Genomic DNA, 18,246 nt, shown 5'->3' on the forward strand with positions numbered 1-18,246 from the left:
CAGAGGGACGCCCCTCGGTTGTAAATGTCGCATGCCGCGCTCGTGGGCAGCGATGACGAGGCTTTGGGCACCCCGCCCGGGTCCCCTCGGCCAACCCCCAAGAGAATCAGGGCCGGTTCCGTTAAGGAGGGTTTGAGCGCCCAGCTCCGCCTTTGCACGCGCCAGGAGGTAGGGGCGTCGCGACAAAGTGAACGAGCGCCGCTCGACCGGACCTAGATTGGGACGGGCTTAGTCCAGCCCGTGCATGACCACATGGGCGAAGGTGGTGAGCAGTGTGCGCTCTTCCGCGCCGAAGGCATAGCGCGGCTTTGCATCGCAGACGCTGATCGCGCCGATCGACACGCCGGTGTGAGGGTCGATCAGCGGGGCCGCCGCGTAGAAGCGCGAACCCTCCTCGCAGGTCACGAACGGGTTCTGCTCGAAGCGCGGATCGGCCTTGAGGTCGGGCACCACGATCGGCTCGGCGCTCTGTACGGTCAGCCGGCAGAAGGACGTGTCGCGGCTCGTGGTGGCGAGCGATATGTTGTAGCGCCCGACGATCTCGACCTCCGATGCGTAGAGCGAGATGAAGCCGATCGGCGCCTGCAGGAGCTTGGCGAGGCGCGCGGTGAGCGCGTCGAGTTCCACGGACCCCCTTCCTAGCCGGAGCGCGCGAAAACGTTCGATCGCTTCCTGGCGCAGCGCCTCGGTCTGCGAGACGTCGATCTCGTCGCTCTGGGCGAGGGTGAGGCGGCTACAGGCGCGGTTGCGGCCCGAGCGCTTGGCCTCGTAGAGCATCTGGTCGGCCTCGCCCGTGACCTGCTGGAAGAGATCGCAGGATTCGCTGCGCTCGGCGCAGCCGATGCTGATCGTCACCACGCCGCCATTGGGCAGGTTGCCTTCATGGGCGATGGCGAGCGCTTCCACCGCGCGGCAGATCCGCTCGGCGGTTCGCTGCGCTTCGATGAGATCGCATCCAGGCAGGAGAACGGCGAGCTCTTCGCCGCCGATCCGGGCCGCCAGCGCCTCCTCGGCGGGAAAGGCTCCTTTGATGGCCTCGGCGACCTGCCGCAGGCATCGATCGCCGCTGGGATGGCCGTAGCGATCGTTGAAGAGCTTGAACCGGTCGATATCCATCATCAGAAGCGAGAAGGGGGCTCTGCCGGGCGCCGAGCACAGGCTCTTCAGCTGTTCGTCGAAGCGGCGGCGGTTGGCGAGCCCGGTCAGCGAATCGGTGTTGGCGAGGCCCGTCAGCTCGGCATGGGCGGCGGCGAGCTTTTCCTCCACCTGACGGCGCTTGCTGATGTTGCGCAACACGACGATGAAGCCGCCATCGGCCGGTACGTAGCTGTAGCGCCCTTCCACCCAGACATAGTCTCCCGCCTTGGTTCGCAGGCGATAGGCGGTTTCGGTGCCCTTGTCGGACTGCCGGGCATTGGCGGCGATGCGCTGCACCTCGGTCCAGTCGTCGGGGTGGATGAGGCTGCGCGAGAGTTGCCCAATCATTTCGTCGGGCGTGTATCCCAGCATCGGCATCGCGGCGGGCGAGACGTAGCGGCGGGCCAGATCGGCGTCGAGGCGGATGATGAGGTCAGTGGAATGGTCCGCCAGCAGCCGGTACTGCTCCTCGCTGTGGCGCAGCACGCGCTCGGTCTCCAGCCGGCGCCGGAACTCGCGGCGGATCAATACGGCAAGGCACAAGGTCAGCCCCGACAGGAGCACCAGCACGAGGCCGATCGTCAACGCGCGCCGGTTCCACGAGGCATAGACGTTCTTCTCGGCCAATCCGACGTCGAGAATGATCGGCACGTCGCTCATATGAACGAAGCTGTAGATGCGCGACACCCCGTCCATCGCCGAGACGCCGGTGAACACGCCGGATTCGGCCTGCATGAACTTCGCCACGTTGACGGTGTGGGACATGTCCCGGCCGATCGCGTCCGGCTTGTCCGGAACGCGCGCGACGAGGACGCCTTCGCGGGTGAACAGGTTGATCGAGTCGCCCGGCGCCAGGAGGCTTCCGTGCAGGATCCGCACGAAGGCGTCGAGGCGGACGAGGCCGACCACCACGCCGTTGAAGGAACCGTCCTCGGTGCGCACGCGGCGGCTGAGGGCGACGACGTGATCGGCCCCGTTGTCCTCACGCACGAAAGGCTCGCTCATGAACAGGCCGACATCGGCCGCGTCGCGCTGGGCCTTGAAGAAGGATTTGTCGGCGAGATTGGGCAGGCGAGAGGGCTCGCGGTCCCGATCCCAGATGATGTTGCCCGACGCGTCGGTGACGAAGACGCCGGCCAGAAACGCGTCCACGAACGTGCCCTCGAACAGGGCGATCTGGCGCGTCGAGGGATCGAGCCGCTTCACGGTTGGATCGCTCAGCGAGGTGCCGACGCGCATGAGAGCCGCGTCGTAGGTCCGAAGGGTGCGCCGGATCTCTTGCGACAGGGCCGCGCCCAGACTGCGCGCGCCGTTGGTCGCCTGCATCCAGGCATCCTGGCGCAGGTCGATCAGCGTGGCGGCGGACACGCCGCAGAAGGACAGGAGAAGAAGGATCAGCAGCGCCCAGAATGCGCGCCCCCGCAGCCGTTCGGGCATCCCGGCGGACGGAAGGCGGAGGCCCCCCGTGCGAGAGAGGCCCGACGCGCGAAAAGGTCGGAGGAAGGGGCTGATTTCAAGTGACACGGGAGCGGGGCCGGAAGCGTCGGGAATGGAAATGGCGGACTGCGATATGCTACCGCCAGTATTGGCCCGGCCTGTTGAAGAAACCGTATGAACGTCCTAGCGCAGCGCGCCACGTGGGCGCTCTCCCGCCGAACTGGTAAACGGAGCGTTGGCGCCGCCCTTGCGCTCCACGCCTTACCGGCCGTAGCGCGCGACCGCCAGGTCCCGCGCGTCGATATCGGGCACCATGCCGCCGACGAGGTCGGCCAGAAGCTTGCCGGAACCACAGGACATGGTCCAGCCGAGCGTGCCGTGGCCGGTGTTGAGAAACAGGCCGCCGATTCGGGTGGGTCCGATCACCGGGGTTCCATCCGGCGTCATCGGGCGCAAGCCCGACCAGAAGCTCGCCTTCGACAGGTCGCCGCCAGGAAAGAGGTCGGTGACGGAATGCTCCAGCGTGCGCCTGCGCGCCTCGGCCAGATCGTTGGTGAAGCCGGAAATCTCCGCCATGCCGCCGACGCGGATGCGGCTTCCCAGGCGCGTGATGGCGATCTTGTAGCTCTCGTCCATGACGGTGGACTCGGGCGCCAACTCCTCGTTCACGATCGGGATCGTCAGCGAATAGCCTTTCACGGGATAGACCGGCAGGTCGATTCCGAAGGGCTTCACCAGAAGCGGCGAATAGGAGCCGAGCGCCACCACCACCGCGTCGGCGGCGATGAAGCCCTTGTCTGTCTCGACGCCGAGGCACTGCCGGCCCTCGACGCGCAGGCCCTGGATCGAATGGCCGTATCGGAAGCTCACGCCGCGCGCTTCCGCCCGTTCGGCGAGGCCATTGGTGAACTTGAAGCAGTCGCCCGTCTCGTCGTTGGGCGTCAGCAATCCGCCGACGATGCGCTCGCGCGCATGCGCCAGCGCCGGCTCCATGCGCAGGCAGCCGGCGGGGTCGAGCACCTCGTAGGCGATCCCGTCCTCGGCCAGGGCCTTCTGGTCCTTCAGCGAGGCGTCGAGCTGCTCGCGCGTGCGAAACAGCTGCAGCGTGCCCTTCATGCGCTGGTCGTATTCGATGTTGGTTTCGCGGCGCAGCTCGGCCAGGCTCTCCCGGCTGTAGTCGGCCAGACGCAGCATGCGGCTCTTGTTCACGGCGTAGCGCTCGGCCGTGCAGTTGCGCAGCATGCGCGTCAGCCAGGAGAGCATGGCGCGATCGAGCTTGGGCCGCAGGATCAGCGGCGCGTGCTCCATCAGGAGCCATTTCACCGCCTTCTTGGGAATGCCGGGCGCCGCCCAGGGGCTGCAATAGCCGAAGGAGACTTCGCCGGCATTGGCGAAGCTCGTTTCCAGCGCGGGGCCGGCCTGCCGGTCGATCACCTCGACCTCGTGGCCGGCGCGGGCGAGATACCAAGCCGAGGTGACGCCAATGACGCCAGCGCCGAGAACCGCGATCTTCATGCCAGTCGTCCTTCGACATAACGCCGCTCGAAGCGTTGGCCGAGCGCGGTGAGGATTTCATAAGGAATCGTGCCGGCCGCCGCCGCCACCTCTTCCAACGTCTGATGCGGGCCGATCAGTTCCACGAGATCGCCGGGCGAAAGCGGCGCCCCGCCCGCGTCGAGGATCACCGAATCCATGGAAACGCGGCCGGCCGCCGCGAGCCTTGTCCCGTCCAGAAAGGCGCCGAGCCGGTTGCTCAGGCTGCGCGGCCAGCCGTCGGCATAGCCGATGCCGATCGTGGCCAGCCGCATGGCGCCGGGCGCGACGAGGCTCCAGCCGTAGCCGACGCCGGTGCCGGCCGGCACGTCGCGCAGTTGGATGACGCGCGCGTCGAGCCGCGCCACCGCGCGCATCGGGTTGACCGGACCCTCCGTCGGCTTGCCGCCATAGAGCGCGATGCCGGGCCGGCAGAGGTCGAAGCGGTAGTCGGAGCCGAGAAACAGGCCGGCAGAATTGGCGAGCGAGCGCCGCGCCGCCGGCAGCCGGGCGGCAAGGGCGCGAAAGGCGGCGAGCTGCGCGGGGTTGGCCGGGTGCGCGGGCTCGTCGGCGCAGGCGAGATGGCTCATGACCAGCACGGTCTCGACGCCCTCCAGCCGCTCCGGCTCGGCCTCGATGGCGAGCACCTCACCCGGCGAAAGGCCGAGCCGCGCCATGCCGCTGTCGAGCTGAAGCGCGGCGGGAAGACGCTTGCCGAGGGCACGGCCGAGCGCGCTCCAGGCGGCGAGCTGGCTGGCCGAGTTCACCACCGGCACGATGCCGGCCGCCGCGCAGCGCGCCTCGTCGCCCGGCGCCAGCCCGTTCAAGACGAAGATTTCCGCATCATGGGGCAGGACGGGGCGCAGCAGCAGCGCCTCGCTGAGATGGGCGACGAAGAAGGAGCGGCAGCCTTCCTCCCAGAGCACCGGAGCGATGCGCTCTGCGCCGAGCCCGTAGGCGTCCGCCTTGACGACGCCGGCCACCGCCGCGCCGCCGGCCTCCAACCGGAGGCGGCGATAGTTGGCCCGCAGGGCGGCGAGATCCACGGTCAGCACCGCGCCGGCGCTGGCGGCCCCTGCCGCGGAAACAGGCAGATCGGGAGTGGGACGGGACGAAACCACGGACATGCGTGCCTCCAAGCGGACCATGCCCGAAGTGTGGCGCAACCATCCTTGAATGTACGCTCTATTCGCCGCAGAATGTTCGAAAGAACACGCGTTCACGCAACGATCCACGGAAGCTGCGCATCATCATGCCGACGCTCGACAACACCGACCGGAAGATCGTGCGCGCCCTTCGGCGCGACGGGCGCATCACCAATGTCGCGCTGGCGGCGGAGGTCGGTTTGTCACCATCGGCCTGCCTGCGCCGTGTGCAGATGCTGGAGGAGGGCGGCACGATCCGGGGCTACACCGCCATCATCGCCGGGCCGGAGGGACGCGACGGCCATGTGGTGATCGTGCGCATCAGCCTGGAGCGGCAGACGGAGGATGTCTTGCGCCGTTTCGAGGCAGAGGTTCTGAAGCATCCCGAGATCCGCGAATGCTACCTGATGACCGGCGAGGAGGACTATCTCCTGCGCCTGGAAGCGGCCGGGGCGGGGGATTACGAGCGCATCCACAAGGAGGTGCTGTCGCGCCTGCCGGGCGTCCAGCGCATCAACTCCAGCTTCGCCATCCGCAGCGTTCTATGAGAGCCCGTCCGGAAAGTCCGCAGCGGAGGATCGGGGAGGAGTTTTCGTCGCAATCGAGGCGCCCAACGCAGTCGATGCGAGGGCGCATCGGCGAGGATCGGCAACGATGAGAGCGGTAAAAAGGCCCCCCGAGCCGACCCGGCGGGCTTTTCGGACGGGCTCTACAGAAAAAAGGCCCGCCGCTCGAACGAGCGACGGGCCTTTCGAAAGAGGGGGAGAGGCCGAGCCTTATTCGGAGACGGTCTCGCCGGCCGCGACGGCGCGGCGCTCCTGCGCCTTCAACTCGTCCAGCGCCGGCATGGACATGATGTTGTAGCCGGCGTCGACATAGTGGATCTCGCCCGTCACGCCCTTGGACAGGTCCGACAGGAGATAGAGCGTCGAATTGCCAACCTCCTCATGCGTCACGTTGCGGCGCATCGGCGCATTGCGGCGCTGGTAGTTCAGCATCAGGCGCGCATCCGAGACGCCCGCGCCTGCCAGAGTGCGCAGGGGGCCGGCCGAAACGGCGTTGACGCGAATGTCGCGCGGGCCGAAATCGGCCGCGAGATAGCGCACGGAGGCCTCCAGCGCCGCCTTGGCGACACCCATCACGTTGTAGTTCGGCATGACGCGCATCGAGCCGCCATAGGTCAGCGTCACCAGCGAGCCGCCCTCGTTCATCATGCCGGCCGCGCGCTTGGCGATCTCCGTGAAGGAGAAGCAGGAGATCACCATGGTGCGGGTGAAGTTCTCGCGCGTCGTGTCGGCGTAGAGGCCCTTCAACTCGTTCTTGTCGGAAAAGCCGATGGCGTGGACGACGAAATCGATCTTGCCCCACTCCTTTTCCAGCGTGGCGAAGAGTGCATCCACCGACGCGATGTCCTCAACGTCGCAGTCGACGAGGAGAGTCGAGCCGATCTCGGCCGCCAGTGGGCGCAGGCGCTTTCCGAACGCTTCGCCCTGGTAGCTGAAGGCGATCTCGGCGCCTTGCGCAGCCAGCGCGCGTGCCGCGCCCCAGGCGATGGAATTGTGGTTGGCGACGCCCATCACGAGGCCGCGCTTGCCCTTCATCAGGTCGTTCATCGGCAAGGCTTCCTCAGTTGGAGACGCGCTGGAACACGAGCGTTGCGTTGGTGCCGCCGAAGCCGAAGGAGTTGGACAGGGCGATGTCGACCTTCGCGTCGTCGATGCGCTGGCGCACGATGGGAACGCCGGCGAATTCCGGGTCCAGCTCGTGGATATGGGCGCTTTCGCCGATGAAGCCGGCCTGCATCATCAGAAGCGAGTAGATCGCCTCCTGCGCGCCGGCGGCGCCCAGCGAGTGGCCGGTGAGCGACTTGGTGGACTGGATATGAGGAATGGCGTCGCCGAACACTTCGCGGATGGCGCCGATCTCCTTGGAGTCGCCGACCGGCGTCGAGGTGCCGTGCGTGTTGACGTAGTCCACCTTGCCCTTCACCGTCGCGAGCGCCTGGCGCATGCAGCGCACCGCGCCCTCGCCGGACGGGGCCACCATGTCGTAGCCGTCCGAGGTCGCACCGTAGCCGACCAGTTCGGCATAGATCTTGGCGCCGCGCGCCACGGCCCGCTCGTATTCCTCCAGCACCACGACGCCGGCGCCGCCGGCGATCACGAAGCCGTCGCGGTCCTTGTCATAGGCGCGCGAGGCGACGTTCGGCGTGTCGTTGAAGTTGGAGGACATGGCGCCCATGGCGTCGAAGAGGTTCGACATGGTCCAGTCGAGATCCTCGTGGCCGCCGGCGAACATGACGTCCTGCTTGCCCCACTGGATCATCTCCGCCGCATTGCCGATGCAATGGGCCGAGGTCGAGCAGGCGGACGAGATCGAGTAGTTCACGCCGTGGATCTTGAACCAGGTCGCCAGCGTCGCCGAAGCGGTGGACGACATGGATTTGGGAACCGCGAAGGGGCCGATTCGCTTGGGGCTCGTGTTCTTGCGCGTGATGTCGGCGGCCTCGATCAGCGTGCGCGTCGACGGGCCGCCCGAGCCCATGATGATGCCGGTGCGCTCGTTGCCGGAGATGTCCTTCTCCTCGAGGCCGGAATCGGCGATCGCCTGCTTCATGGCGACATGGTTCCACGCGCCGCCCTGGGACAGGAAGCGCATGGCGCGCCGGTCCACCAGATCGGTCACGTCGAGATTGGGCTTGCCCCAGACACGGCATTTGAACCCGTGCTCGGCGAAGTCCTCCGAGAAGCTGATGCCGGACCTCGCCTCGCGCAGCGAGGCGGTGACCTCGCCGAGATCGTTGCCGATCGAGGACACGATGCCCATTCCGGTCACGACGACCCGCCTCATGGCCACACTCCTTTTCGGGGTCCGCTTGCGGGACCCTCTTCACATTCCAGAAGCGCCGGCTCAGCCGCCGACGGTCGCATCCGCTTCGCCGTCCTTGAACAGGCCGACACGCAGGTTGCTGGCGCGGTAGATGACCTCGCCGTCGGCCTTCATCCAGCCCTCGGCGATGCCGAGCTTCAGCTTTGAGCGCATGACGCGGCGGAACTCGACGCCGTATTCCACGAGCTTGACCTTGGGCGTCACCTGACCGGAGAACTTCACCTCGCCGACGCCGAGCGCGCGGCCGCGCCCCTCTTCGCCGAGCCAGCCGAGATAGAAGCCGGTCAGCTGCCAGAGCGCGTCGAGGCCGAGGCAGCCGGGCATGACCGGATCGCCCCGGAAATGGCAGTCGAAGAACCAGAGATCGGGCGAGACGTCGAACTCGGCGCGGATCGAGCCCTTGCCGAACTCGCCGCCGTCCGTCGTCACCTCGGTGATGCGGTCGAACATGAGCATGGGCGGCAGCGGCAATTGCGCGTTGCCCGCACCGAACAGTTCGCCCCGGCCGCAGGCCAGAAGATCGTCCTTGTCGAAGTGGGTCTTGCCTGTCGTCATCACCTTGCCCGTTTCCTCGCAGCTCTCCGAAAGGCCGCGTTCGTTGCGGATGCCCTTAGCACGGGCGCGCCAGAGGGCAAATGCGTCACCTCACGGATCAAATCAACGGTTCATCAAACTTTCCCTTCGCTCGCGCCCGTGGCATCACGCGGGAAAGCGGTCGCGGCGTGCGGCAGGGAAGGGGAGTATCGAGGATGCGGGCAGGACGGCTTTTCCTCGTGCTGCCGCTGGCGGTTCTTCTCGCGGGGCTTGGCCCCAGCGCTGCGCAGGAATGGCGCGGCGAGGCGGCGGGCGGCCCGGTGCGCGCCGGCTTCGTGCTGAAGGGCAAGCCCGCCGGCATCAGCTTCGAATGCGACGGGCCGGGGCGCATCCGCACGATCGTCGCCGGCAGCGGCGCGCGCTATCCCGAAGGGCAGGGGGCGACGCTCGTCTTCAGCGTCGACGGCGTGGCGACGATCCTGTCCGCCAAAGCCGAAGCCGAGCCGCACGGAGCCGGCTCGCGCTTCGCCCGCACGGACGCGGCGGCCGAGTTGAAGCCCCTGTTCGAGCGGCTGAAGCGCGGGCGCGAGCTGGAACTTTCCGGGCCGGCCGGCTCCTTCCGCCTGCCGCTCAAGGGATCGGGCAAGGCGCTCGGCCTTCTGGGCGAGCGCTGCGGTTGAGCCATCGTCCATCGCAATTGTTCTTTCAGTGGATCGGGATTATATCTGATCGATGACGCGGTCTTGCAGCGCAGCACGCAAGGTCGTAAACACGACTCAGGAACTCAAGTTTAAACGGCGACGCATCATGGACAACCGGGCCAAGCCCTCGCAGCTCGACTCACGCGACTCCGCACGGCACTCGTCGTTCTGCGTGTTCGAACGCCTGCGCTCCGCGGGTCTTCGTCCGACGCGCCAGCGTGTGGCCCTGTGCAATTTGATCTTCGGCGCGGGCGACCGGCACCTTTCGGCTGAAGAGCTGCACGAGGAAGCGCACCGCGCCGGCGAGCCCGTTTCGCTCGCCACCGTCTACAACACGCTGCACCAGTTCACGGATGCCGGTCTCGTTCGCCCGCTCTCGGCGGAAGGCCAGCGCACCTATTTCGACACGAACACGTCGGACCATTTCCACTTCTTCGTGGAGTCCGACAACACGATGATCGATATCCCGGACGGGGCGATCAACGTGGCCAACATTCCCGAGCCGCCCGAGGGCATGGAAATCGTCAATATCGACGTCGTGGTGCGCGTGCGCCGCAAGCGCGACAAGCTCAAGCTGGCCTGACCGCGCCGCGACAGTTTCGAATGAGAGAAAGGCCGGGTCCTATTGGGTCCGGCCTTTTCCTTGTCTGAGGGACAAACGAAAACGGCGGGGGCCAAAGCCACCCGCCATTCGGACCTGTCGAAATCGCTCGTCGGAAAGTCGCTTAAAACGGCTCGTCAGGACGACCGATCAGAATCGCTCGTCGGACGACCGCTTAAAAGCGCTCGTCGGGATAAACGCCCCACATCTCGTTCTGCGAGACGAAGCCGCGACGTCCGCCCGCCTCGACCTCGCACCAGCTGAACGAGCATTCGCGCACCTTGGCGACGACGCCCGGCTCCATCTGCGCCACCACGGTCGAGTCTGCGGCGGCCGAGCGGTGGACCGTGACCAGCGCGCCCTTCTTGGCCCGAAGCCAGGGAGCGGCCAGCGCGGTGCGCTCGCCCGACAGAAGCGAATGGTAGACCCAGCCTTCCGTGCCTTCCGCGTCGCGGATGCGGCGCCACTGGTCGAACTCCTGGATGATTTCCACCGGAAGGCCGGGCTTCATGTAGAGCCAGGACACGGCGTAGTCCTTGCCCGGGCCAACGCGCAGGTTCACGCGCGCCGACTTCAGCGACACGAAACGGGGAAGGGGAAGCTTCCGGCTCATCTCCGCGTCCTGCCCTTCCTCGGCGGCGGCCTCGGGACGGGTCGCGGCCGCGGCGGGCGTCTGCGCCTGCGAGGCGGAACCGAGGGCGAGAAGGGCAAGAGCGGACAGGGCGGCGCGGCGGAGCGAAACGGGGAGGGACGTCAAGGCTTTATGAACTCCGTCAGGGATCGCTTCACTATCCCCCAAGGCGGTTAACGAACCCTTCCCGAGCCTTGTCCGGGCAAGATGCGCCGCGCCTCGATTCACATGATTTCACAGGGCCGGTGGGAAATCGCACTGTCTGGAAGGGAAATCTAAACCCGGCTGGGTTGTTATAACTCAGGATTATGTGGAAGGGCATGGCAATGCGGTTCACGATCAAGCAGAAGCTCGCGGGCGGCTTTACGCTCGTCGTCGGGGCCATGGCCCTGGTCGGGTTTCTCGGAATCGACCGGCTCGGAAAGTCCAACGACCGCTTCGTGGATTTTCATGATCGCCCCTTCCAGCAGGCCATGCGTCTGTCCGATATCAGGGCCGATCTCCTGAACGCCGGCCGACTCGTCAACCGGTCGCTGATCGTCACCGACGCCGCGCGGCGCGCCGAGCTTGAAAAGTCCGTCCACGAGGCGCTGCAAAAGGCGCGGGACGAGATCGACGCCTATCGCAGCCACACGCATCTGGCGGTGGACAAGGTCGACACGCTGCGCGAGGCCGTCGGCCGCTACGACAAGGCGACCTCGCAGGCCATCGACTTCGGCGACCAGGGCGCGCCGCAGGAGGCCCTGCGCCTGATCGAGGCGGAGGCGGTGCCCGCCATGCAGGTGATCCTCGAGAGCGTCGCCGCGCTCACCGACCTGCAGCGGCAGGTGGCGGCGGAGGCGACCCGCACGTCGGAGGAGGTCTACGCCTCGACGCGCGATATGCTGATGGCAATCGTCGCCGGCGCGGTGCTGCTCGGCCTTAGCGCCGCCGTTTGGCTCAGCCTTCTCGTCAACCGAGGGCTGTCCTTCGCCGTGGAGCAGACCGAGCGGCTGGGGCGCGGCGAGATCGCGACCGAGATCGTTCATCGGCGGCGGGACGAGATCGGAACCTTGCTCGACCGGCTGGAGGATACGCGGCGTCAGTTGCGGTTCGTGCTCTCGGGCGTGAGAGTGTCGGCCGATCAGGTCGCGGCCGGCTCCGGCCAGTCGGCGGTGGCCGCCGAGCAGCTGTCGTCCGGCGCGAGCGAACAGGCCGCCGCCTCCGAACAGGCCTCGGCCGCCGTCGAGGAAATGACCGCCAATATCCGCCAAAGCACGGAAAACGCCGTGCAGACCGAGCGCATGGCGCAGCGCGCCTCGCTCGCCGCGCGCGACACCGGCGCGGCCATGGCCGGCTCGGTCCAGGCCATGCACACGATCGTCGATCGCATCCGGATCGTTCAGGACATCGCGCGCCAGACCGATCTCCTGGCGCTCAACGCGGCGATCGAGGCTGCCCGCGCGGGCCAGCACGGCAAGGGATTCGCGGTGGTGGCCTCGGAAGTGCGCAAGCTCGCCGAGCGCAGCCAGACTGCGGCAAGCGAGATCGCCAGCCTATCCGAGGCGACGCTTCATGCCGCCGACGAGGCGGGTCGCAAGCTGGCCGATATGGTGCCCGACATCACGCGCACCGCCGAGCTCGTCTCCGAGATTTCCGCCGCCTCGCGCGAACAGTCGGCCGGCATCGCGCAGATCAACCTCGCGATCCAGCAGCTCGATCAGGTGACGCAGACCAACGCGGGCGCCGCCACCGAGCTCTCGGCCACCGCCGTCCAGCTCGCCGGCGAGGCCAACCGCCTGAACGAGCGCACGGGTTTCTTTCAGATCGACGCCGATGCCGGGAAGCCGCTGCTTGCGGCGGACAATTCCAATGTCGCCCGCGCCCCGGCGAGGACGCAAACCATGCTGGGCCGGTTTCGCGCGCGCCGCCGGGCCTGACGGCACGCCCGGCGGCCTTCGTCAGCGCGCGGATTTGGGCCGGCGGTAGCGGATTTCCTCGAAGCGCATTCGCAGCGTATCGACCAGAAGCAGGCGGCCGAGCAGTGGCTCGCCCGCGCCGGTCGCGAGCTTGATCGCCTCGGCCGCCGCCAAGGTTCCGAGAATGCCCGTCACCACGCCGAGAATGCCGGCCTCCGCGCAGGTCGGAACCAGCCCGGCGGGCGGCGGCTCGGGGAAAAGGTCGCGGTAGCGCGGCAGAAGTTGACCCGCCCCATCCCGCCGGAAGGGCGCGAGCACGGTGAGCGAGCCGGAAAAGCGCTGCACCGCCGCCGTCACCAGCGGCTTCTCCTGCGCTTCGCAGAGATCGGCCAGCGCATAGCGTGTGGCGAAGTTGTCGGAACCGTCGATGACGATGTCATAGGCGCCGACCACCGCCGCGCCGTTCTCGGCGTCCAGGCGAAGCGCGTGCGGCACCACCTCCACATGCGGGTTCAGCCGGCCGATCGCCTCCCGCGCACTGTCCAGCTTGGACCGGCCGATATCCGCCGTGCCGTGCAGGATCTGGCGCTGGAGATTGGAGAGCGAGACCGTGTCGTCGTCCGCGAGCCCCAGCGTGCCGATGCCGGCGGCGGCGAGATAGAGCGCGACGGGCGAGCCGAGGCCGCCCGCGCCGATCACCAGGACCTTCGCCCGCTTCAGCGCCTGCTGACCGGGGCCGCCTATCTCGGCCAGAACGAGATGGCGGGCGTAGCGGCGCAGCTCGTCGGTGGAAAGGGGAGGGGCATCGGTCATGCGACGGCTCCGTTGCGGATTTCCACCATCTGCGCGCGCCCCGCGATCGCCTCGAACAGGGCGGCGTCGGTTCCGGTCAGAAAGGCCTGAACGCCGAGCTCGTCCAGAATGTCGAACAAGGCGGCCCGCCGGCCGGGATCGAGATGGGCGGCGATCTCGTCCAAAAGAAGAAGCGGCGTCATGCCGCTCGCAGCCTCCACCAGCCGGGCATGGGCGATCACGAGGCCGATCAAGAGCGCCTTCTGCTCGCCGGTGGAGGACAGCGAGGCCGGCATGGCTTTGGCCCGGTGCAGCACTTCGAGATCGCCGCGATGCGGCCCTTCCAGCGTGCGGCCCGCCGCGCGGTCGAGCCCGCGCCGCGCGCGCAGCCGCGCCGCGATCCGGTCTTCCAGATCGACGGCCGCGCCTTCCAGGCCGAAATCCTCGTAGCCGGATTGGAGATGCAGCTCGGCCACCGGGAAGGGCGAGCCGGCCATGCTCTCGATCGATCCGCGCAGCCGCTCCACCAGATCGGCGCGCGCCAGCGCGATGGCCAAGCCAAGTTCGGCCATCTGCGCTTCGATGCCGGTCAGCCAGCTGTCGTCCATCCGGTCTTCCGACAGAAGCCGGTTGCGCCCGCGCATGGCCTTCTCGTAGTCGAGCGCGCGCCGGCCGTGGCCGGGATCGACGGTCAGCACCATGCGGTCGAGAAAGCGGCGACGCTCGGCGGCGGGGCCGGTGAAGAGCCCGTCCATGGCCGGCGTCAGCCAGACGACGCGCAGATAATCCAGAAGCTCCTCGCCCGAGCGGGCCTGCGCCCCGTCGACGCGCAGGATGCGCGCCGCCCCGTTCTCCTCGTCCGGCCGCACCAGGGTCAGCAGATCGCGTATCTCGCCATCCGTCTCGCGCAGCCGCGCGCGCACGGAAAAGCCGCCGGAGCCGCCCCCGCGCGCGATTTCGCCGTAGTTCGCGCGGCGCAGACCCCGGCCGGGCGAAAGCAGCGACAGGGCTTCGAGGAGATTGGTCTTTCCCGCGCCGTTGTCGCCGTGAAACACCACGAAGCGGGAGGTGAGGGGCAGGCTCAAGGTCGCGTAGTTGCGAAAGTCCACGAGACCGAGACCGGCGACGCGAATGCGCGCGTCGCCGGCAAGCGGGGAAGGGTCGGGCATGAGGCGCTCGAAGGCGCCCGTCAGACGCGCATCGGCATCAGGACGTAGAGCGTGCGCTCGTCGCCGCCGTCCCGGATCAGCGTGGGCGAGCCGGGATCGGCCAGCATGAAGACGGCGGACTCGCCGGACAACTGGCCGGTGATGTCGAGGAGGTATTTGGCGTTGAAGCCGATCTCCAGCTCTTCCGACGTGTAGCCGACCGCCAGTTCCTCGGTCGCCGTACCGGCGTCGGGGGAGTTGACGGTGAGCACGAGCTGGCTGTCGGACACGGCGAGCTTCACCGCGCGGCCGCGCTCGGAGGAGATGGTCGAGACACGGTCCACCGCATGGGCGAAGCTCTGCCGGTCGAGCGTCAGCGCCTTGTCGTTGCCGGTCGGGATGACGCGCTGATAGTCGGGGAAGGTGCCGTCGATCAGCTTGGAGGTCATGACCACCGGGCCGATCGTGAAGCGAATCTTAGAATCGGAAAGCTCCACCTCCACCGTCTCGGCACCTTCGCCGAGCAGCTTCTGGATCTCCGACACGGCCTTGCGCGGCACGATGATGCCCGGCATGCCTTCCGAGCCGGCCGGCGCGTCGGTCTCGGCGCGGGCGAGGCGGTGGCCGTCGGTGGCCACGGCGCGAAGCTGCAGCGCGCCGCCCGATTCCAGCGTGTGGAAGAAGATGCCGTTGAGATAGTAACGCGTTTCCTCGGTCGAGATCGCAAACTGCGTGCGCTCGATGAGACGGGCGAGATCCCCCGTCTTCAGCGTGAAGGCGTGGGTGAAGCTGCCGGAGGTGATGTCGGGAAAATCCGCCTCGGGCAGGCACTGGAGGCGGAAGTTCGAGCGCCCGGAGGCGACCGTCATCTGCCCGCCATTGCCGTCCGTCTCCAGCTTGACCTCCGACCCGTCGGGCAGCTTGCGCACGATGTCGTAAAGGAGATGGGCGGGAACGGTGGTGGCGCCGGGCTGCTCGCTCACCGCCGGCACGGTCTCGGTGATCTCGATGTCGAGATCGGTCGCCTTCAGGCGCATGCCGCCGTCCTCGGTCTTGAGGAGGACGTTGGACAGGATCGGAATCGTGTTGCGCCGCTCCACCACGCGCTGGACATGGCTCAGCGACTTCAGGAGGTTCGACCGCTCGATGAGAATACGCATGGCGAAATGGACCGTTCGGGAACTTGAGGATGCGCCGAGAACCGGCACCCACGCGGGAGGTCCCAACCTTTTAGAGCAGGACGGCGGGCGGGCGCAAAGAAAAAGCGCCGGCCGGCCGGGACCTCCGCGTGTGCGGACTTCTCTTATTCCTCGATCATGCGGCGGATGACGTCGAGTTCCTCGGCCAGCTTCTGGTCGATGGCGCGCTCGGCCTCGATCTTGCGCACGGCATGGAGCACGGTCGTGTGGTCGCGCCCGCCGAAGCGACGGCCGATTTCGGGCAGCGAGCGCGGCGTCATGGTCTTGGCCAGATACATGGCGATCTGGCGCGGGCGCACGATGGTGCGCGTGCGGCGGGCCGAGAGGATGTCGGTGCGCGAGATGTTGTAGTGGCGCGAGACGAATTTGAGGATGTCCTCGATCCGCACCCGCTTCTCGGCGCCGGCCCGCGTCAGCTGGTTCAGGAGATCGTCGAGATGCTGGCTCGACAGCGGCTGGCCGACGGAATGACGGAAGGCGATCTGGTTGAAGGCGCCTTCGAGGTCTCGGCCCGAGCCGGTGACGCGCCGGGCGATCGTGTCGAGCACGCCCTCGTTGATGGCAAAGCTCGGATCGGCCGCGCGCATCGCTTCGACGCGCGCCGAGAGGATGCCGCGCCGCATCTCGAAATCGGGCGAGACCATCTCGATCGCGACGCCGCCGGCCAGACGCGAGCGCACCCGGCTGTCCAGCGATTCCAGCTCGAAGGCCGGCCGGTCGGCCGCCACGATGACCTGGCGGGCCGAGTCGATCAGCGCGTTCAGAAGGTGGCAGAACTCCTGCTGGATCGACTTGCCCTGCAGGAACTGCATGTCGTCGATGATCAGAATGTCGATGCCGCGCAGGTTCTCCTTGAAGTCGAGCGCCTGATTGTCGCGGATCGCGGTGGCGAAGCGCCACATGAAATATTCGGCCGTGAGATAGACGACGCGGGGCCGGTCTTCCCGCTCCAGCGCGGCGTTGGCGATGGCCTGCAGAAGATGGGTCTTTCCGAGGCCGACGGTCGCGTGAAGGAAGAGCGGGTTGAAGCGCACCGACTGCGGGCCGTTTTCGGCGATCGAGCGCGCGGCGGCCAGCGCCACGCGGTTCGAGGCGCCTTCCACGAAGCTCTCGAAAATGTAGCGCGGGTCGAGCGGCGAGCCGAAATCGCTCTGCTGGCGCGGCGTCTCCCCGGCCTGGGCGCGCTCGGTATTAGCGCGCGGTGCGGCCGTCGCTGGCAGGCTTTGCGCGACCGGCGTTGGCAATGCCGCGTCGCGCGGGCGGGCGATCTGAGCCGGGGCGGCGGGCGCCGCCGGGCCGCGCACGGCCGAGCGAACGGCAATGTCGACCTTCAGCGTGCCGGGGATCTCCTCCGAGAAGATCTGCAGCAGGAGGTCCTTGTAGTGGCCGTTGATCCAGGTGCGCAGGAAGGCGGTCGGCACCGAGAGCTGCACCACGCCCTTGCCGGCGTTGACCAGCTTCATGCGCGTGAACCAGGAGGCGAACACGTCCGGTCCGAGATGGGCCTTGAGGCGCGCGTTGACGCGGTCGAGGATCTCGGCATCACCGTGCGCAGGGCTCATGACAGGCTCTTGGGGCTGGATGCGGGCGGCGGTCAGGGCGGACGGCGCGGTGCGCGGGGCGCCGGCGCGGACGGGCGCGCGGGGAGCCTTGGGCGGGGTCGCGGGGAGGAGGCCGGTCATTTCTGCCTCCAGGGAAGGCCGGTGGCCTTCCAACCCGCGATCTGGCCGCGATGGCCCTCCTCGTCGGGCGGGCCTTCGAACCCGTCGAGGATGTTGAAGCAGTTCTCGAAGCCGAGATCGGTCAGCGCCGCGGCGCTCGACATGGAGCGCGCGCCGGAGCGGCACAGGAAGTAGACCGGCGAGGCCGGGCTGCCGCCGGCGGCCGTGATGGCCTCGGCGACGCGGGCGGCGAAGCTGCCGTCGACCGACATGCTGGGGTAGGTCTGCCATTCCGCGAAGAGCGGCTGGGCCCGACCGGCCGGCGTCAGCGGGAAGCCGACGAAATTCCATTCCGCTGTGGTGCGAACGTCGACGAGAAAGGCGGGCTCGTCGCTGTCGAGGGCGGACCAGCACTCGGCCGGCGTCACGTCGCCCTTGTAGGAACGGTTCATGTGGGACTCCAACAACTCGGCTCCGGGAAACGAAACCGGTCAAACGCGGCAACAACCGACCCTCGTCCCCGATTGCAGGAATCCGGGGAACGGGATCGGACAGAATAAAAACAGATCAGCGAGAACGGCGATGGACGTTCAGGGTCGGCCAGGATGCGGATTTCTTATGGAAAACGCATCTTGTCCCCATCCTTCGGCTTCGGCGGCTCTTGTCGTGAGACAAAAGCTACGAAACCGCCCAGCCTCGAGCAAGCTTTGAATCGCGATTCCGATTGGGTCGCGGCAATAGGTGTGGCGCGTTCACGGCAATGTCGCAAAGCTCGCCGACCGTAATCGTCTGATTCACTTGCGGATTCAACGAGGCCTTCAAGATGGTCGTGGATTGAGGCGGGAATATGAGTTTTTTTTGTCGCATCCCGGTTGACTCTTGGGCACCCCGCCACGCCGGCCGGCAGACTCGCGAGCCCTGCGAGGGCCTTCCTTAAGCC

At 67.5% G+C, this 18,246-nt stretch carries 16 protein-coding genes; 4 read left to right on the forward strand and 12 right to left on the reverse strand.

Translation table 11 applies throughout. The features are described 5' to 3' along the window. Positions 1–228 precede the first annotated feature (228 nt). The 3 genes from AUL32_RS05970 to alr form a co-directional block, all read right to left on the reverse strand. Complete coding sequence (locus AUL32_RS05970) at positions 229–2,574, reverse strand: diguanylate cyclase domain-containing protein (RefSeq protein WP_062112614.1); 2,346 nt, start codon at positions 2,572–2,574, stop codon at positions 229–231. 261 nt (positions 2,575–2,835) lie between these two features. Further along, positions 2,836–4,089 (reverse strand): D-amino acid dehydrogenase, encoded by a 1,254-nt coding sequence (locus tag AUL32_RS05975; protein ID WP_062112616.1) that lies wholly within the window; start codon positions 4,087–4,089, stop codon positions 2,836–2,838. After that, a complete protein-coding gene (alr, locus tag AUL32_RS05980) occupies positions 4,086–5,234 on the reverse strand; it encodes an alanine racemase (RefSeq protein ID WP_062112619.1) in 1,149 nt (382 codons plus the stop codon). The genes AUL32_RS05975 and alr overlap by 4 nt, the downstream gene beginning before the upstream one ends. Positions 5,235–5,359: 125 nt before the next feature. On the opposite strand from alr, the gene AUL32_RS05985 reads away from it, so the two are divergent. Further along, the gene (locus AUL32_RS05985) at positions 5,360–5,800 is read left to right on the forward strand and encodes an Lrp/AsnC family transcriptional regulator (RefSeq protein ID WP_062112622.1); all 441 of its coding nucleotides are present in this window, start codon (positions 5,360–5,362) and stop codon (positions 5,798–5,800) included. Positions 5,801–6,028: 228 nt separating this feature from the next. On the opposite strand, the gene fabI is transcribed toward AUL32_RS05985, so the two are convergent. From fabI to fabA, 3 genes are read right to left on the reverse strand one after another with little or no spacing between them, the layout of a single operon-like run. After that, a complete protein-coding gene (gene fabI, locus AUL32_RS05990; RefSeq protein WP_062112625.1) occupies positions 6,029–6,865 on the reverse strand; it encodes an enoyl-ACP reductase FabI in 837 nt (278 codons plus the stop codon). 13 nt (positions 6,866–6,878) lie between these two features. Next, positions 6,879–8,102 (reverse strand): beta-ketoacyl-ACP synthase I, encoded by a 1,224-nt coding sequence (gene fabB, locus AUL32_RS05995; protein ID WP_062112628.1) that lies wholly within the window; start codon positions 8,100–8,102, stop codon positions 6,879–6,881. Between the two features lie 60 nt (positions 8,103–8,162). Beyond that, positions 8,163–8,696, reverse strand: a complete 534-nt coding sequence (gene fabA / locus AUL32_RS06000) for a 3-hydroxyacyl-[acyl-carrier-protein] dehydratase FabA (protein ID WP_061972650.1) — start codon at positions 8,694–8,696, stop codon at positions 8,163–8,165. 194 nt (positions 8,697–8,890) lie between these two features. Between fabA and AUL32_RS06005 the strand changes: the two genes are divergently transcribed. Both AUL32_RS06005 and irrA read left to right on the forward strand, forming a co-directional pair. Next, the gene (locus AUL32_RS06005) at positions 8,891–9,355 is read left to right on the forward strand and encodes a hypothetical protein (RefSeq protein ID WP_062112631.1); all 465 of its coding nucleotides are present in this window, start codon (positions 8,891–8,893) and stop codon (positions 9,353–9,355) included. Between the two features lie 127 nt (positions 9,356–9,482). Beyond that, positions 9,483–9,959, forward strand: coding sequence for an iron response transcriptional regulator IrrA (irrA, locus tag AUL32_RS06010; RefSeq protein WP_082639086.1), 477 nt, complete (start codon positions 9,483–9,485; stop codon positions 9,957–9,959). Between the two features lie 193 nt (positions 9,960–10,152). Here the strand turns inward: irrA and AUL32_RS06015 are convergent, their stop codons facing one another. Then, entirely contained in the window at positions 10,153–10,734 is a 582-nt protein-coding gene (locus AUL32_RS06015; RefSeq protein ID WP_062112634.1) for an SH3 domain-containing protein, read from the reverse strand. Positions 10,735–10,934: 200 nt separating this feature from the next. Between AUL32_RS06015 and AUL32_RS06020 the strand changes: the two genes are divergently transcribed. Beyond that, entirely contained in the window at positions 10,935–12,527 is a 1,593-nt protein-coding gene (locus tag AUL32_RS06020; RefSeq protein WP_062112637.1) for a methyl-accepting chemotaxis protein, read from the forward strand. Between the two features lie 21 nt (positions 12,528–12,548). Here the strand turns inward: AUL32_RS06020 and moeB are convergent, their stop codons facing one another. The 5 genes from moeB to AUL32_RS06045 form a co-directional block, all read right to left on the reverse strand. Further along, positions 12,549–13,319 (reverse strand): molybdopterin-synthase adenylyltransferase MoeB, encoded by a 771-nt coding sequence (gene moeB / locus AUL32_RS06025; protein WP_062112640.1) that lies wholly within the window; start codon positions 13,317–13,319, stop codon positions 12,549–12,551. Then, entirely contained in the window at positions 13,316–14,467 is a 1,152-nt protein-coding gene (gene recF / locus AUL32_RS06030) for a DNA replication/repair protein RecF (protein WP_062112642.1), read from the reverse strand. The genes moeB and recF overlap by 4 nt, the downstream gene beginning before the upstream one ends. Before the next feature lie 20 nt (positions 14,468–14,487). After that, positions 14,488–15,606, reverse strand: coding sequence for a DNA polymerase III subunit beta (dnaN, locus tag AUL32_RS06035; RefSeq protein WP_061972640.1), 1,119 nt, complete (start codon positions 15,604–15,606; stop codon positions 14,488–14,490). A 143-nt stretch (positions 15,607–15,749) separates the two neighbouring features. Beyond that, complete coding sequence (gene dnaA, locus AUL32_RS06040; RefSeq protein WP_062112875.1) at positions 15,750–17,207, reverse strand: chromosomal replication initiator protein DnaA; 1,458 nt, start codon at positions 17,205–17,207, stop codon at positions 15,750–15,752. A gap of 116 nt (positions 17,208–17,323) precedes the next feature. Next, positions 17,324–17,758, reverse strand: coding sequence for a rhodanese-like domain-containing protein (locus AUL32_RS06045; protein WP_061972639.1), 435 nt, complete (start codon positions 17,756–17,758; stop codon positions 17,324–17,326). Positions 17,759–18,246 lie beyond the last annotated feature (488 nt).

Origin of the sequence: Aureimonas sp. AU40, assembly GCF_001463785.1 — a bacterium.
Taxonomy (GTDB): domain Bacteria; phylum Pseudomonadota; class Alphaproteobacteria; order Rhizobiales; family Rhizobiaceae; genus Aureimonas.

Bases quoted from the DNA above. Each gene is read 5' to 3' on its own strand.
- AUL32_RS05970 (WP_062112614.1), bottom strand. From the start codon at position 2,574: ATGCCCGAACGGCTGCGGGGGCGCGCATTCTGGGCGCTGCTGATCCTT.
- AUL32_RS05975 (WP_062112616.1), bottom strand. From the start codon at position 4,089: ATGAAGATCGCGGTTCTCGGCGCTGGCGTCATTGGCGTCACCTCGGCT.
- alr (WP_062112619.1), bottom strand. From the start codon at position 5,234: ATGTCCGTGGTTTCGTCCCGTCCCACTCCCGATCTGCCTGTTTCCGCG.
- AUL32_RS05985 (WP_062112622.1), top strand. From the start codon at position 5,360: ATGCCGACGCTCGACAACACCGACCGGAAGATCGTGCGCGCCCTTCGG.
- fabI (WP_062112625.1), bottom strand. From the start codon at position 6,865: ATGAACGACCTGATGAAGGGCAAGCGCGGCCTCGTGATGGGCGTCGCC.
- fabB (WP_062112628.1), bottom strand. From the start codon at position 8,102: ATGAGGCGGGTCGTCGTGACCGGAATGGGCATCGTGTCCTCGATCGGC.
- fabA (WP_061972650.1), bottom strand. From the start codon at position 8,696: ATGACGACAGGCAAGACCCACTTCGACAAGGACGATCTTCTGGCCTGC.
- AUL32_RS06005 (WP_062112631.1), top strand. From the start codon at position 8,891: ATGCGGGCAGGACGGCTTTTCCTCGTGCTGCCGCTGGCGGTTCTTCTC.
- irrA (WP_082639086.1), top strand. From the start codon at position 9,483: ATGGACAACCGGGCCAAGCCCTCGCAGCTCGACTCACGCGACTCCGCA.
- AUL32_RS06020 (WP_062112637.1), top strand. From the start codon at position 10,935: ATGCGGTTCACGATCAAGCAGAAGCTCGCGGGCGGCTTTACGCTCGTC.
- moeB (WP_062112640.1), bottom strand. From the start codon at position 13,319: ATGACCGATGCCCCTCCCCTTTCCACCGACGAGCTGCGCCGCTACGCC.
- recF (WP_062112642.1), bottom strand. From the start codon at position 14,467: ATGCCCGACCCTTCCCCGCTTGCCGGCGACGCGCGCATTCGCGTCGCC.
- dnaN (WP_061972640.1), bottom strand. From the start codon at position 15,606: ATGCGTATTCTCATCGAGCGGTCGAACCTCCTGAAGTCGCTGAGCCAT.
- dnaA (WP_062112875.1), bottom strand. From the start codon at position 17,207: ATGAGCCCTGCGCACGGTGATGCCGAGATCCTCGACCGCGTCAACGCG.
- AUL32_RS06045 (WP_061972639.1), bottom strand. From the start codon at position 17,758: ATGAACCGTTCCTACAAGGGCGACGTGACGCCGGCCGAGTGCTGGTCC.